General features: G+C 55.6%; 12 protein-coding genes. 2 read left to right on the forward strand and 10 right to left on the reverse strand.

What is annotated here, in order from left to right; translation table 11 throughout:
* From NOR97_RS12780 to NOR97_RS12800, 5 genes are all read right to left on the reverse strand, one after another.
* Positions 1-1,887: a bifunctional sugar phosphate isomerase/epimerase/4-hydroxyphenylpyruvate dioxygenase family protein gene (locus tag NOR97_RS12780; RefSeq protein ID WP_257599337.1), complete on the reverse strand. Its 1,887-nt coding sequence runs from the start codon at positions 1,885-1,887 to the stop codon at positions 1-3.
* Positions 1,887-3,182, reverse strand: a complete 1,296-nt coding sequence (locus NOR97_RS12785; protein ID WP_058282995.1) for a TRAP transporter large permease — start codon at positions 3,180-3,182, stop codon at positions 1,887-1,889. Before NOR97_RS12785 ends, NOR97_RS12780 begins: the two co-directional genes overlap by 1 nt.
* Positions 3,179-3,754 (reverse strand): TRAP transporter small permease, encoded by a 576-nt coding sequence (locus tag NOR97_RS12790; RefSeq protein WP_170727937.1) that lies wholly within the window; start codon positions 3,752-3,754, stop codon positions 3,179-3,181. The genes NOR97_RS12785 and NOR97_RS12790 overlap by 4 nt, the downstream gene beginning before the upstream one ends.
* A gap of 30 nt (positions 3,755-3,784) precedes the next feature.
* Positions 3,785-4,795 carry a sialic acid TRAP transporter substrate-binding protein SiaP gene (locus tag NOR97_RS12795; RefSeq protein WP_170347411.1) on the reverse strand — a complete coding sequence of 337 codons (1,011 nt, stop codon included), beginning with the start codon at positions 4,793-4,795 and terminating at the stop codon, positions 3,785-3,787.
* 91 nt (positions 4,796-4,886) lie between these two features.
* Entirely contained in the window at positions 4,887-5,978 is a 1,092-nt protein-coding gene (locus NOR97_RS12800) for a Gfo/Idh/MocA family protein (RefSeq protein WP_257599338.1), read from the reverse strand.
* A gap of 207 nt (positions 5,979-6,185) precedes the next feature.
* On the opposite strand from NOR97_RS12800, the gene NOR97_RS12805 reads away from it, so the two are divergent.
* Both NOR97_RS12805 and NOR97_RS12810 read left to right on the forward strand, forming a co-directional pair.
* Entirely contained in the window at positions 6,186-6,839 is a 654-nt protein-coding gene (locus NOR97_RS12805) for a GntR family transcriptional regulator (protein ID WP_170734019.1), read from the forward strand.
* Positions 6,840-6,985: 146 nt separating this feature from the next.
* A protein-coding gene (locus NOR97_RS12810; RefSeq protein ID WP_257599340.1) for an IS5 family transposase occupies positions 6,986-7,743 on the forward strand; the annotation gives its coding sequence in 2 pieces (ribosomal slippage) (positions 6,986-7,310 and positions 7,310-7,743; 759 coding nt in all).
* A gap of 43 nt (positions 7,744-7,786) precedes the next feature.
* Here the strand turns inward: NOR97_RS12810 and NOR97_RS12815 are convergent.
* From NOR97_RS12815 to NOR97_RS12835, 5 genes are read right to left on the reverse strand one after another with little or no spacing between them, the layout of a single operon-like run.
* Complete coding sequence (locus NOR97_RS12815) at positions 7,787-9,448, reverse strand: Na/Pi cotransporter family protein (RefSeq protein ID WP_306977035.1); 1,662 nt, start codon at positions 9,446-9,448, stop codon at positions 7,787-7,789.
* Positions 9,449-9,484: 36 nt separating this feature from the next.
* On the reverse strand, positions 9,485-10,279 hold the full coding sequence (locus tag NOR97_RS12820) for a metallophosphoesterase (RefSeq protein ID WP_257599341.1): 795 nt from the start codon (positions 10,277-10,279) through the stop codon (positions 9,485-9,487).
* Positions 10,280-10,281: 2 nt separating this feature from the next.
* Positions 10,282-11,091, reverse strand: coding sequence for a carbohydrate ABC transporter permease (locus tag NOR97_RS12825; protein ID WP_170352096.1), 810 nt, complete (start codon positions 11,089-11,091; stop codon positions 10,282-10,284).
* On the reverse strand, positions 11,088-11,981 hold the full coding sequence (locus NOR97_RS12830; RefSeq protein WP_117872581.1) for a carbohydrate ABC transporter permease: 894 nt from the start codon (positions 11,979-11,981) through the stop codon (positions 11,088-11,090). The genes NOR97_RS12825 and NOR97_RS12830 overlap by 4 nt, the downstream gene beginning before the upstream one ends.
* Positions 11,982-12,040: 59 nt before the next feature.
* Positions 12,041-13,297: an ABC transporter substrate-binding protein gene (locus NOR97_RS12835; RefSeq protein ID WP_257599342.1), complete on the reverse strand. Its 1,257-nt coding sequence runs from the start codon at positions 13,295-13,297 to the stop codon at positions 12,041-12,043.
* Between the last annotated feature and the right edge of the window lie 45 nt (positions 13,298-13,342).

Raw genomic sequence — 13,342 nt, forward strand, 5'->3', positions numbered from 1 at the left:
TTAGGTTGTTCCTTCCGCCACGTGGTGTCGCGTTTGCGCCGCTAATCGAAACGCAGCGTTACGCGCGCCATAGCCGGCGTAAGCAGTTCGGCGCTCAACAATTTCAAAGAAAAAGCCGTTAAAAATGGGACGACTGTAGATCTGAAAGTACTCGGCACCCGCCGCCTGATCGTAGAGTATGTTATCCCTGCGCATTTGGGCGATCAGGTCTTCACTTAACCCGAATGTCGCTTGCAGATCAGCGTAGTAGTTTTCTGGGATGGACAGGCTGGGAAAACCGGACTTCCGCAATTGGGCTGAGGTTTCAAATATGTCGTCCGACTGGAAGGCGATGTGCTGAACACCGGCACCAAAACCGTCTTCAAGGAATGAAGCCGCCAGTGTTCGACGCCCAACTGCACCATTCAGGTTTAAACGCACTTCGCCTTCGGGGCTTTCGATGGCTTGGCTTTGCACAACACCCAACGGGTCGGCAACGTTTACGATCGGGGATTTCGCCATCTCAAAAGTCGAGATGTAATAAAGCAGCCAGCTTTGCATCTCATCGTGACGCATTGTCTGCGCCAGATGGTCGATACGACGCAGACCGGCGGGCTGGGTCGCTTTGGTTTTCGCCACTGGCTCAAACTCGATGTCCCATACCCGATGCAGATCGGATTTCTCATCGATGAAATGGACGACATTGCCACCAACGCCCCGAATGGCCGGGATATCCAGTTCCCCTGTTCCCACCGGCTGTGAGAAATTCGGCGCGCCCAGCGCGGTCGCGCGCTGAACCGTCTGATCCGCATCTTTGACACGCAACCCCATGTCACAAACGGAGGGGCCGTGACCCAGGAACGCCGAATGGGCAAAACCTTCCTTTTCGGTATTCACAACAATGTTTATCGCGCCCTGCCGCCACAGCTCGACGGACTTGGTGACGTGTTTTCGCTCCATTCGAAAACACATTGCAGACAGCATGTCTGCCAGCTGCGCGCCGCTTGTTTCGTCGGCTGTGAACTCGACAAACTCAAAGCCTGACGCATAGACGCGTTCCGGCAGATCCGGGATGCCGAAATCGGTTCCCGGCTCGGTCCTTGATACCTCATCCAGGAGGTTTACCAGCGACCTGTAGCTGTCCCGGGCCAGTGTTCGGCCACCGGGCTGTGGTGCCGCTTCGTTGACGCGCGCAATCGACCAAGGCCCCTTGTACCCGGCGCGGGACAACACCCGCACGAAGCCCGCAAGGTTCAGCGACCCAAGCCCTGGCAGAAGTCCAAAATGCCGTTTGAGCCGACGTATATCCATCTCAAGCCGGGGTGCATCGGACAGTTGCACATGAAACAGCCGTTCTCCGGGAATGTCCCGAAGGCGGGCGGGTTTGGAACCGTCGGCAAGCGAGAAGAATGAGTTCAAAGCCAACCCCAAATGAGGGCTGTCGATTGCTTCAACGATGCCTAGCGCCCGCTCATCCGAGTGAATAAGGTTCGACCATGGCAAACCCATATAGGCCAGACGCAACCCCATCTCTTTCGCGATCTCGGTCGCTTCACCAAGATCTGCGATTACCTGTTCTTCGGTCGCGGCGACATCGACCTCAAAGGCAGACCCAATTAGCAGCAGATCCGTACCCAACTCGCTCATCAGATCGAGTTTGCGCTTCAGTCGATCAAAGGCGCGCTCACGTCCGGCATCGGGCTGGCCTTCAAGGTTATGGAAGGGTTGTAGCAGGCAAATCTTCAGGCCGAGATCCGATGCAATCTCGCGGACTTGCGATGGCGGCCCGTCAAAAGCGGTCAGATCCGGTTCGTGCAATTCGACACCTTCGAACCCTGCGTCAGCGATAGCACTTAGTTTTTCGGCCAGATCACCGGGGATCGACGTTGTCGAAACCGAGAGGCACATTATCCCTGATATCCAAACATACGCGGCAACCACAGGACCAGATCCGGCATCAGCATCATTATCACCAGAGCGAAGATGAGAACCGCGAGGAAGGCCCAAATTTCCGAGATGATTTCGCGCAGCGGAATGTCCGTCACGGCGTTGATCACAAAGAGTAGAATGCCATAAGGCGGCGTGATCAGACCGATCATCGAGTTCACGACGACCAGCACCCCGAAATGCACCAGATCAATCCCAAGCGCTTCGCAGGTTGGAATGAACAGGGGCACGATCACCAGAATGATCGTTGTTGCGTCCAACACACAACCCAGCGCAAGGATCAGCAGGTTAACCAGGATCAGGAACACAATCGGACTGACATCCGAACCCTCCAGCAAGGCCGAGATCGACTGTGGAATCTGTTCCTGAATGACGATGAAGTTCAGAATGAACGCGCCACCAATGACCACCCCGACGGCGGCGGAAGAGCGCGCGCTGTCGACGAACACTTGATAAAGGCCACGGAAGGTCAGTGCGCGGTAGAACAACGCTGCCAGTAGCAGGGCGTAGAATGCAGCAACTGCGGCGGCCTCGGTCGGCGTAGTGACGCCTCCATATATACCGTACAGCAGGATCGCCGGCATCAGCAGCGCCGGGAACGCGTTGGCGGTTTTAGCCGGTAACTCGCGCAGCGGAACAGGTTCTTCCAATGCAAAGTTCCGCTTTCCGGCCAGATAATAGTTCATCGCCATCAAGACGATACCCATGATCAGGCCCGGCAGAATGCCAGCAAGGAACAGCGACCCGATAGACGCCTTTGAGACGAGCGCATACAGAACCATTGGGATCGAGGGCGGAATGATCGGGCCGATCGTCGCCGACGCCGCAGTGATTGCGGCAGCATAACCTCGGCTGTAGCGGCCATCCTTGGTCATCATTTCAATGATGATCTTGCCGATCCCCGCAGCGTCAGCGACGGCAGAACCGGACATGCCGGAAAAGATCAGCGATGCCACCACGTTGACGTGCCCGAGGCCGCCTTTGAAACGACCGACAGCAGCGACACAGAAGTTCAGCAGTCGGTCGGTGATCGACCCCGCATTCATGATATTGGCGGCGACGATGAACAACGGTACGGCAAGCAGGATCGTGCTTTTGTAGAAGCCTTGCAGGATTTTTTCACCCGCCAGCGCGACGTCCAGGCCAGCGACACCCAGATACATCAGTGACGCTAAAAGGATGGAGTAGCCGATAGGTGTCCCGATGCCTGCCAGAACAAAGAGAGTCAGCAGGCAGGAAAGAAGTTCGAAACTCATTTGCTTGCGTCCTCGTCGTCTTCCACATCGACCCGGGGATGATCGTCGACCACGTTGAATCCCACGACCATTTCAAGTTCGGTTTTTGGAGGGCCGTTGCGCAGGATGTCGAAGAACAGCCAGCCATAGCGCGCAGCCACCACCAGCATGAACACCGCGTAGATCGAAAACACGGTGCGCAGCGGTATCTTCTCGCCCGAGAACGGATTGCGGACCGTCGCGGTCTTGCGGATTTTCATCCAGTCGATGTAATCCCACGTCGGCAGGAAGCTGTAGAGCATGCCCACCACGATTGCCGCGGCCGCGAGCATTGCAAAAACCTGACGGACGCGACGGGGCACAGACAGGTAGATGATGTCGAATTTCACGTGATCCCGTTCGCGCACGATGAAGGCGCAGCTGAAAAAGATCACCCAGACCCAAAGAATGCCGATCAATTCAAGCGTCCAACCTGCGGGGGTAAAGAAATACCGCAAGAGAATTTGCAGAAGGAAGATCAGGAAGATTGCCGCCAGCATCCCGCCGGCAATCGCTTCGGTCAGTCGGAAGAACCCCTTGATAAAGGCTTTCATTGTGGTTCTCCCTCCCTTGAATTACAGGGCTCAGTTGCCCAGAGCGTTGATCTGATCCAGAACACCATCCGGCCAGGAACCCGCGAATTCGCTGTCCAGATACATAGACTGTACCTGATCGCGGAACGCTGCGAGATCGGGCTCGTAGATCTCCATCCCCTGCTCTTTCAGGAAGCTGACGAGATCCTCTTCCTTCTGCAACTGTTTCTGACGGCCGGACTCGGCAGCTGCGTCAGCTGCTTCCTGAACCTTGGCCTGCTGTTCAGGGGTCAGGCTGTCCCAAACCTCTTTGCCAATAGCGATGTAGTTCAGGTCGACTAGGTGCGATGTCAGAACGATCTGGTTGGTCACTTCATAGAACTTCGCGTCAACCACGGTCGGCAGCGGGTTGTCCTGACCGTCAACAGCGCCGGTCGACAGCGCGGTATAAACCTCTGAAAACGCCATTGGTGTCGGAGCAGCACCCAGAGCTTTACCCAGGAACTGCCACGCATCTGTGCCCGGCATCCGCAGGTTCACACCCTCCAGATCAGCCGGAGTGCTGACGGTCAATTCATCCTTGGGTTGGCGCAGGTTCACCTGACGACGGCCCAGATACATGACCGACAGCAGTTTGACGCCCAGTTCTTCTTCGGCCTTTTGCTTGAAGGCATCCATCAAGGGATCGTTGAAGACAGCCACCTGATGCGCGGCGTCCTGGTGGACATAGCCTGCTGTAAAGATCGAAAACTCGGGGAAGAACTGTGCCAGTTCCTGCGCCGAGGTGATCGACATTTCCAGGTTGCCCCGGCTGATGGCGTCCAACTCCGTACCTTGGGCGAAGATTGTCCCGTTATAGCTGGGCTCATACGCCGCAAATTCAGCGACCATGGGTGCGAAAACCTCGGCCATTGCGACCGAGCGCTGATCGGTCTCCGATCCTGATGTTGCGAGGCGAAGTTGAACTTTGTCTTCCGCCAGCGCACCACTTGTTGCGCTAAACAGAACACCGGTTGCGACCAGGGCTGATACAGCAGCCCGGCGGGTAAGTTTGGTAATCACTTTGCTCCTCCCTGAGACATCATGATGCTTCTTTTTTGCGATTCAGAGTTTTGACCTATTTTGGACATTTTGCAAGATGTTTTACAAAATATCAGATATTTTTCATTACCTGCAATCTCTGTTGCTGCGTTTCCTGAAGGTTTCTTATCCTAACAGTCTCGCCAGTTCTGCAAGAATTCTGTATAGCTTCAATAACTTGAAGCGTTCTGAACCCTTCCCACCCAGACACAATCGGCACTGCTTCGTGCCGAGCTACTTCAACAAAGTGCCTGAGCTGATTGACCAGAGGGTCAGACGCACCCTTCTTCAGCGCGGTCGATGAAATAGGTGTCCACCAGTCCCTTTGCTCACTCTGGTAACTCCACAATCGAAGATCGGGAACGGACAACGAACCATGAGAGCCACCTATCATGTAGCTACTCTCAGTGGTCGACGGATAGATTGGATATTCCTGAGACGTCATCTCCCAGCTCCATGGAGCAACGATGCTATCGGACACACTTATGGTCCCGATCGCCCCACTTTCAAACGTCAACAGCGCGCCGGCGACATCTTCGTTGTCGTAACCCCGCTGCGATGAAGCCGACTGAGCCTGAACGGTCATGACTTCTCCGGCCAGGTACCGCAGCAAATCCACATCGTGGACAAGATTGACCGAGATAGGCCCTGCACCGGGTTTCTTTCTCCAGGGCGCAGCATCAAAATACTCGTCTGGCTTATAGAACCAGCAATTCGCATGGACAGCGCGCACATCTCCAATCTTCCCATCGACAACGGCTTCCTTAGCCGACCGGATCAGAGGATTGTGCCGACGATGATGTCCGACCATCAGTGGCACATTGGCCTTCTCCGCTGCTTGAACAAGCTCAAGTGCAGCGGTGGCTTCCACGGCGATCGGCTTTTCGACGAGAACGGGACAACCATGTCGAATACACGTGAGGCCTTGTTCAACATGAAGCGTGGTCGGGGTCGCAAGAACAGCTCCGTTCGGCGTCTGATTTGCAAACATTTCCTCAAGGGTCTCGTAACATGCGACCCCGTGCTCAACGGCGTAAGCACGACCTTCATCGCTGGGGTCGACCACCGCGACAAGATCAACATGGCGCAACGCTCGGATAGCGTCTGCGTGGCGGCGTCCAACAAGGCCAATGCCGACAATGGCAATGCGAAAGTTTCGAGACACTTTGCTTCCTTCCGGAGGGTCTGGAAGTCCCAAACCCTATGTTTGCGAACGGGCTGCATTGCCCAACTTGGCCACGACCGTATTGGGGTTTTCGCGATTCCGCAATAATGTATGATATTTTTATTTTTACCATACACCTGATTGGATTGCTGATACCTCCGAAAAATGCTAATTGAACGAAGAAACTGATAATATCGGGTGAAACGCATGGCGAAACAGCCGTCTACGATAGGTGCAAGCACTTATCAGCGCATCAAGAGGGACATCATCTTCGGGGAATTGCAGCCCGGCTCCAAACTGAAGCTGGACGCCTTGAAGGAACGCTACTCGGCAAGCCTTTCGACACTTCGTGAAACGTTGAACAGGCTCGCCAGCGACGGATTTGTCGAAGCTCCCGAGCAACGGGGTTTCCTGGTCACGCCGGTTTCACGAGAAGACCTGACCGAGATATCAGAGCTGCGCGTCCTGTTGGAATGCCACGCATTGGAGTTGTCCATTGCGAATGGCGACACGGACTGGGAAGGCAACCTCGTTGCCGCACACCACAAGCTGCACCTGATGGAACAGCAGCTTCTGAAGGGCGACGAATCCGAGAAAGAAACCTGGAAACGATATGATTGGGAGTTTCACCAAGCGATGATCGCGGCCTGCAACTCCAATAACCTTCTGTCTCTGCACTCGATCATCTACGACAAGTACCTGCGGTACCAGATGCTCGTACTAACGTATCGCGGCGAAGAGGCCGTCAAGGAGCACAAGGGCATGTTCGATGCAGCACTGGCCAGAGACGCCGACACGGCCAAGAAACTGTTGGAAGATCACATCCGAAACGGTCTCGCACATACGCTGGAAGCTATGTAGCTCGCCGTGGTTACCGCCTGTCTCTATCACCTGGATCAGCGACGCGGGACCTGAAAGGTAAGTTAAATTACTGTGCTTACTAGGGTCAGGACGCATTGATTTCCCGCGCATGACGTGATTCACGGCCCCAAAAACGGAGCGGTGATATGAGCGACCTTTACTGGCTGAGCGATGAGCAGATGGCCAAGCTTACCCCTTTTTTCCCGAAGTCGCACGGCAAGCCACGTGTCGATGACAAGCGCGTCCTGAGTGGGATTATCTTCATCAATCGCAATGGTTTGCGCTGGCGTGACGCTCCTGCCGCCTATGGTCCGCACAAGACGCTCTACAGCCGCTGGAAGCGCTGGAGCGAGAAAGGCATCTTTGCGCGGATGATGGCGGGTCTGGCCGCCGAACACGGCGAACAGAAGACCGTGATGATCGACGCGACCTACCTCAAGGCCCATCGAACAGCGACCAGTCTGGCCGCGAAAAAGGGGGGCGTGGGCGCCTGATCGGTCGAACCAAAGGCGGCATGAACACCAAACTGCACGCCATCTGCGATAGCCAAGGCCGCCCACTCAACCTGTTCGTCACCGCCGGTCAGGTCAGCGACTACATCGGTGCGCGGGCGTTGCTCAGCAGCCTGCCAAAGGTCGACTGGCTGCTCGGGGATCGCGGTTACGATGCCGATTGGTTCCGGGAAGCGTTGCAAGACAAAGGGATACGCGCCTGCATCCCTGGACGAAAGCAGCGCAAGAAAGCCGTCAGATACGATAAGCGTCGATACAAACGCCGAAACCGGATCGAGATCATGTTCGGCAGGCTGAAGGATTGGCGGCGCGTGGCAACCCGCTACGACCGTTGCCCAAAGGTCTTCCTCTCTGCCATCGCTCTGGCCGCGCTCGTCATCTACTGGTTATGAATCCTGACCCTAGGACTGTATCTTCATCACTCTATGAAACCGTCTATTCATTTGCCAATCGGCTTTCCAACAACTGTCCACTTTCTTTCAAAAGCGGATAGGCGATCATCGCGAATGCCGTGTTTAACATTTTCAGGGCGCGCAAGAGATCAAGGTGAATCGCACTGGTTTCGATGGTTTCGGACGCCCCAGCACGCAGCCGGGTAAGATGCGCGCGCTCCAGCTTTCTCTCGATCTCGCGGATCATTTCCTTTTGCTGCACCAGCTCCCGTGCTGCCCCGGCATCCTCGGTCATCAGTACCGCGATTCCGTGCTGAACGTTGCGCAACACACGGTCAAAGAAATCGGTCAGTTCCTGCCAACCCTCTTCCGAAAAGTTCACGTTTTCCGCACTCTTGCGCTTGGCCAATTCGACCATTTTCCGTGCAATCGTATCCGCCCCGGCCTCAAGGTTCACTGCCACGCCGGACAGATCAAATGCCCGCGTACCGGTGTCCTCTTTCGGATTGTCGCTTTTGACTCCTGACAAATAAACCCGCAGGTCAAGCGACATTCGGACAATTTCGACTTTTTCCCTCTTCAGTTGTTGAGCAATGGCATCATCGTAATTGTCAAAGAGTGACATTGAGTCCCGCACCATGATCTCGATCCTATTGCCCATTTCGACCAACTCACGATGCGCACAGGCAAAGGCGCGCGCCGGCTGGTTCTGAACCGAAGGATCCAGGGCCGTACGTCCGTTGGCCTTGGTGCTGTTTTTATTGTCATCAGCGAAAACACTCTCCGCCAAACGCATTATCGGGCCAAGAAACGGAATACAGACAACAAGAAGCGCAAGGTTGAACAGGAGATGCAGGTTCAAAACCTGCTGAACGGGGCTGGCCCCGGGAATAAGGTCAACACCGTCAAGCCGGTAGAGCAAAAACAGCACCAGCCCCGCCCCACCGCCACGCAGGAACAAATTGCTAGACACGACCCGCCGCACCGAGACATCGGCCTGCAAGGTCAGAACAAACGCAATAAAGGCACCGCCCAGATTGGCCCCAAGGACCATGGCAAACGCCGCCGACAGCGGCATAACGCCCTGAGCCGCAAGGGTTGCAAACAACAATATCGCCGCAACGCTGGAATGCACCAGCCAGGCAAAAACCGCCGCCAGCAAAAAGGCCGTCAGTGGATCAGCAGACAGGTAAATCAAGGCCCCCGAAGCGGCCTCGCTGTTTGCCAGCGGCGCGCTGGCATCGCGAATAAGGTCAAGCGACAGAAAAATCAGGGCCAACCCAATAAGGATCCGACCAACTTGGCGCACGCTGCGTCGGGAACTGCGCAGGAAAATCAGCACCCCGATCAAAAGTAGCAAGGGCGTCAGCAAAGCAATCCGGGAATTCATGATCTGGGCTACGATGGCAGAGCCAAGGTCCGCCCCCAGAATAATGGCCAACCCGGCGGTGCCGCCAACCGAACCCGCGGCCATGAATCCGGCAAGCAGCATTGCGACGGCAGTGGAACTTTGCAGCAGGATCGCAGTCAGCGTGCCGGTTCCCGTCGCGGCCAACCGGTTTCCCGTCGACCGACGCAACCAAAGCCGCAACTGGCTTCCAAAGGCTCTCTCAAAACCGGTGCGCACGAGGCGAACAGCCCAGATCAGAAGTGCCGCAGCAGCAGCCAAATTCAAAACAATAATTATGGGTGAGCTATCCATCATCACCGGGTCTTTGGTTTCCGGGCCAATCCGGCCACTTCAGAATGAATACGGTCCCTCGGCAGCGTCTAGCGAAACAACGCTCCATATACCGCTCTTTCCGGTTTCGAGAACTGCACAGCCCGTAGGACCAGAAAAAAAACCAGCAGGAGCCACCGCGCGCCGGTCCAGTGCAAAACCGCTGCAAAGGCCCGGCGCTGTCATGGCAACGTGACCGCCAACGCGACCAATGTGAACGCCGTGGACATGCCCAGCCAGCACCGTGATATCCCCTGAGTGCATTGAAAGAATTTCTGCCAGATCGGAACGGTTCTCCAATCCGATAACATCCATGAAATCAATCCCGATGCTAAATGGCGGATGGTGCAACATAACGACAACCGGCCCGTCAAACCCAGAGAGTTCCCGCTCCAAAAGATCAAGACTTTCCCGGCGCAGCCTGCCACCGCCCTGTCCTTCGACCAGCGTATCAAGCCCGATAACACGCGTATCGCCCACTGTCTCCGCCCAGTCGACAAGCCCGTCCGGCGGCATGATGCCAAGGCCTGAAAAGGCCTCTTGCATTGGCTTGCGCGCATCATGATTTCCAGGAACAACGTAAATCGGCAGGGCAAACCGCTCCAGTTGAGTGCGTGCGAAATCGTAGCTGTCCGGGCTACCATCTTCGCTGACGTCACCAGTGACCAAAACCGCGTCGAGCGGGCCAACAGCTTCGCCTTTATCGATCAATCGGTCGATGGCCCCGATCAGGATCGCGCGGGTATCAAGCACGCCTGAACACAGATCGCCATGCCCTACCGCGTGCAAGTCACTTAGATGCAGAAATGTCGCCATGACTATTTGATCCCCGCGCGCAGGAAGGCCTGAACGAATTGACGCTGGAACACGAGGAACGCGATCAACAAGGGCGCAACCGACATCATCGTGGCCGCCGAAATGACGCTTATATCCACACCATTTTCCGGTGCGCCAAAGATCGACAGGCCAACCGTCAGCGGTCGTGTGTCGGGCGAGTTGGTCACGATGAGCGGCCAGAGGAAGTTGTTCCAGTGGGTCGATACCGACACCAACGCATAAGCAAGATATGTCGGGCGCGCCAAGGGCACATAGACTCGCCAAAGAATTCCGAACCAGCCGCAGCCTTCGACGCGCGCTGCCTCATGCAGTTCTATAGGAACACCCTTAAACGCCTGCCGCATTAGGAAAATGCCAAAGGCAGAGGCCATATAGGGCATTCCGACGCCAAGAATCGTGTCAAACAACCCGAGGCGTGACACCATTGCATAGTTTTCCACGATCAACACTTCAGGCAGGATGAAAAGTTGCATCAGCACGAGGATGAACACGAAATCCCGACCCGGAAACTGGACCTGGGCAAAGGCAAATCCTGCCAGCGTCGTGACAAAGAACTGACCAATAAGGATCACCGTCACTAAAAGGAAGGTGTTGAGGAAATAGCGTAGCCACGGCGCCCCCTCCCAAGCTGTGCGGAAATTGTCGAGCGTCCATGGCGACGTGATGTTAAAGTTGACCGCGTCAGAGGTGCTGTGGAACGCCGCCCAAAAGGCAAAGACCAGCGGGGAAATCCAGATCACGGCCAACAATAGTGCGCCAAAGGATTCGATATGCCTGGAAAATCCGCTCATTGGTAATGGGTCCGCTTGTCGAGAATGGTGAACTTGACGCCCGCAACCACGCCAAGCACGACAAGCACCAGGATGGTCATTGCCGCTGCGTGGGGCGCATCAAAGAAGGCAAAGGCCATTTCCCAGATGTAATAAAGGATAAGCTTGGAGGCGTCGTTGGGCCCGCCCTTGGTCAGGATGAACAAATGATCGATCAATTTCACAGAGTTGATCAACGCATTGACCATGATAAATAGCGTCGTCGGCATCAACAACGGCAACACGATCCGGCGCGTGTAGGTCCAGCGGCTGGCGCCTTCAATGTCGGCAGCTTCCTTGAGGTCCTCAGGGATCGTCTGCAAGGCCGCCAGATAGAAGATCATGAAAAACCCAGCCTCTTTCCAGATCGTCACGATGATTACAGCCCACAGCGCAGTTTCAGGCTGTCCCAACCAGTTGATTGAGGGAAGGCCAAACAGACCGCCGATCTGGTCGAGCACACCCAATCCGGGAGTATAAAAAAACAGCCAAAGGTTTGCCGCTGCGATCATTGGCAGGACCGTGGGCGTGAAATAGGCGGTGCGTACAAACCCGCGAGCCGGGATCTTTGAGTTCGCCCAAAGCGCCATCGAAAGCGCAATTGCAATAGAAATAGGGATGGTCGCGCCCGCATAGATCAAGTTGTTCACAACAACTTTCCAAAAGGTTGGATCGGCAAACAGGTCGGCATAGTTCTCGCCGCCGACAAATTCGCTGGGGCGTCTTCTGGTTTCTCGGCTGAACAAGCTCGACCACAAGGTCGCAAGCGAAGGATAAAATGCAAACGTCGTCAGCAGAATTGCCGCTGGTGACAACAGGATCCAACCGTAGATGGCCTGTCGACGACGCTCGATGTTCACATGCTCTGCCATATAGCGACCCTCAAGGTTGGGTGCGTCGGGCATCTCTGCCCGACGCCAGGGAGTTGAGGTTACTGGTAATCACGCAGCAGGCGCACAGCCGATGTCTGGGCTTCCCCAAGCGCGTCTTCAGCCGATTTTGTGCCGGTCAAAGCCGCCTGAATTGCGTTGTTCAAACCCTCACGCACGCGTGCGGTTTCAAAGGTCGAGAACTCAGCAACCGCGTTTTCCAGCTGGTTTCGGGCAACGAGAGCGGGTGGGAACTCTTCTGTATAGGATTTAAGCGCCTCGGTTTCATACGCCGCCGGAGACACGCCCATATAGCCGGTCGCGATGGACCACGCTGCCGCTTGCTCGGGCGAGGTCATGAATTCGATCAGCTTCATGGCCGCCGCGCGCTCTTCGTCCGATGTCTCCTTGAAAACATAGAAGTTGCCGCCGCCGGTAGGCGAACCCAGCCGCACATTGGCCGGAAGCTCGGCGACGCCAAAGTCAAAACTGGCATTGTTCTTCACAGCCGTAAGGTTGCCGGTCGAATGCCACATCATCGAGGTCTGACCTTCAAGGAACGCCTGCCGCAGGGTACCCCATTCAACGGTGCCAGTGGGCATGATGCCATGCTCCTGCGACAGCGACTGCCAGAATTCCAACGTATCGACAACGGTTTCGTCATCGAAATAGGTGGTCAGGCCGTCATCGGACATCACCTCCTTGCCGTTCTGGATCGCCAACGCCTGGAACATCCAATAGGGATAGCCTGTCGATGGGATCATCAGGCCATAGGTGTCGTCGTTGGTCAGTGCCTTGCCCATGCTAATCAGCTCGTCCCAGGTCTTGGGCGGTGCCTCAGGGTCAAGACCTGCCGCACGAAACTGGTCCTTGTTGTAATAGGCAACGATAGTTGAACGCTGGAACGGAATGCCCCAAGTTTTACCCTCGATCCGGCCATTGGCCATCAATGCAGGATAAAAGCTCTCTAGCCAGTCCGGGTTAACCCCGTCGATATCTTCGTAGGCCACGATCAGATCCTGCTCGATCAGATCATAGGCATCGATTGAGAACATCACCGCCAGCTGAGCCGGTTCACCCGATGCAAGTGCGGACAAAGCACGAACACGCGTGTCGTCATAGTTGCCTGAATAGATCGCGTTGACCTTGATGTCAGGGTTGGCGGCTTCAAAATCGGCAACGATGCCATCCACTACCTCGGTCAGCGCGCCGCCAACCGCGATAGGATAATACATTGTTAGTTCCGTCTCAGCCGCCGCCGCCGACGTCAGCGCGGTGGCCGAGACGGCAGCCAAACTTATCTTCTTAATAACGTTCATTTTTTCCTCCCAGTGATGACAGTTATTCTTGTCTTTCCAAAGTTC

This window comes from Ruegeria sp. YS9 (assembly GCF_024628725.1).
In the GTDB taxonomy this organism is placed as follows: Bacteria; Pseudomonadota; Alphaproteobacteria; order Rhodobacterales; family Rhodobacteraceae; genus Ruegeria; species Ruegeria atlantica_C.

Coding starts and splice junctions, on each gene's coding strand:
- NOR97_RS12780 (WP_257599337.1), bottom strand. CDS start 1,887: ATGTGCCTCTCGGTTTCGACAACGTCGATCCCCGGTGATCTGGCCGAA.
- NOR97_RS12785 (WP_058282995.1), bottom strand. CDS start 3,182: ATGAGTTTCGAACTTCTTTCCTGCCTGCTGACTCTCTTTGTTCTGGCA.
- NOR97_RS12790 (WP_170727937.1), bottom strand. CDS start 3,754: ATGAAAGCCTTTATCAAGGGGTTCTTCCGACTGACCGAAGCGATTGCC.
- NOR97_RS12805 (WP_170734019.1), top strand. CDS start 6,186: ATGGCGAAACAGCCGTCTACGATAGGTGCAAGCACTTATCAGCGCATC.
- NOR97_RS12815 (WP_306977035.1), bottom strand. CDS start 9,448: ATGATGGATAGCTCACCCATAATTATTGTTTTGAATTTGGCTGCTGCT.
- NOR97_RS12820 (WP_257599341.1), bottom strand. CDS start 10,279: ATGGCGACATTTCTGCATCTAAGTGACTTGCACGCGGTAGGGCATGGC.
- NOR97_RS12825 (WP_170352096.1), bottom strand. CDS start 11,091: ATGAGCGGATTTTCCAGGCATATCGAATCCTTTGGCGCACTATTGTTG.
- NOR97_RS12830 (WP_117872581.1), bottom strand. CDS start 11,981: ATGGCAGAGCATGTGAACATCGAGCGTCGTCGACAGGCCATCTACGGT.
- NOR97_RS12835 (WP_257599342.1), bottom strand. CDS start 13,297: ATGAACGTTATTAAGAAGATAAGTTTGGCTGCCGTCTCGGCCACCGCG.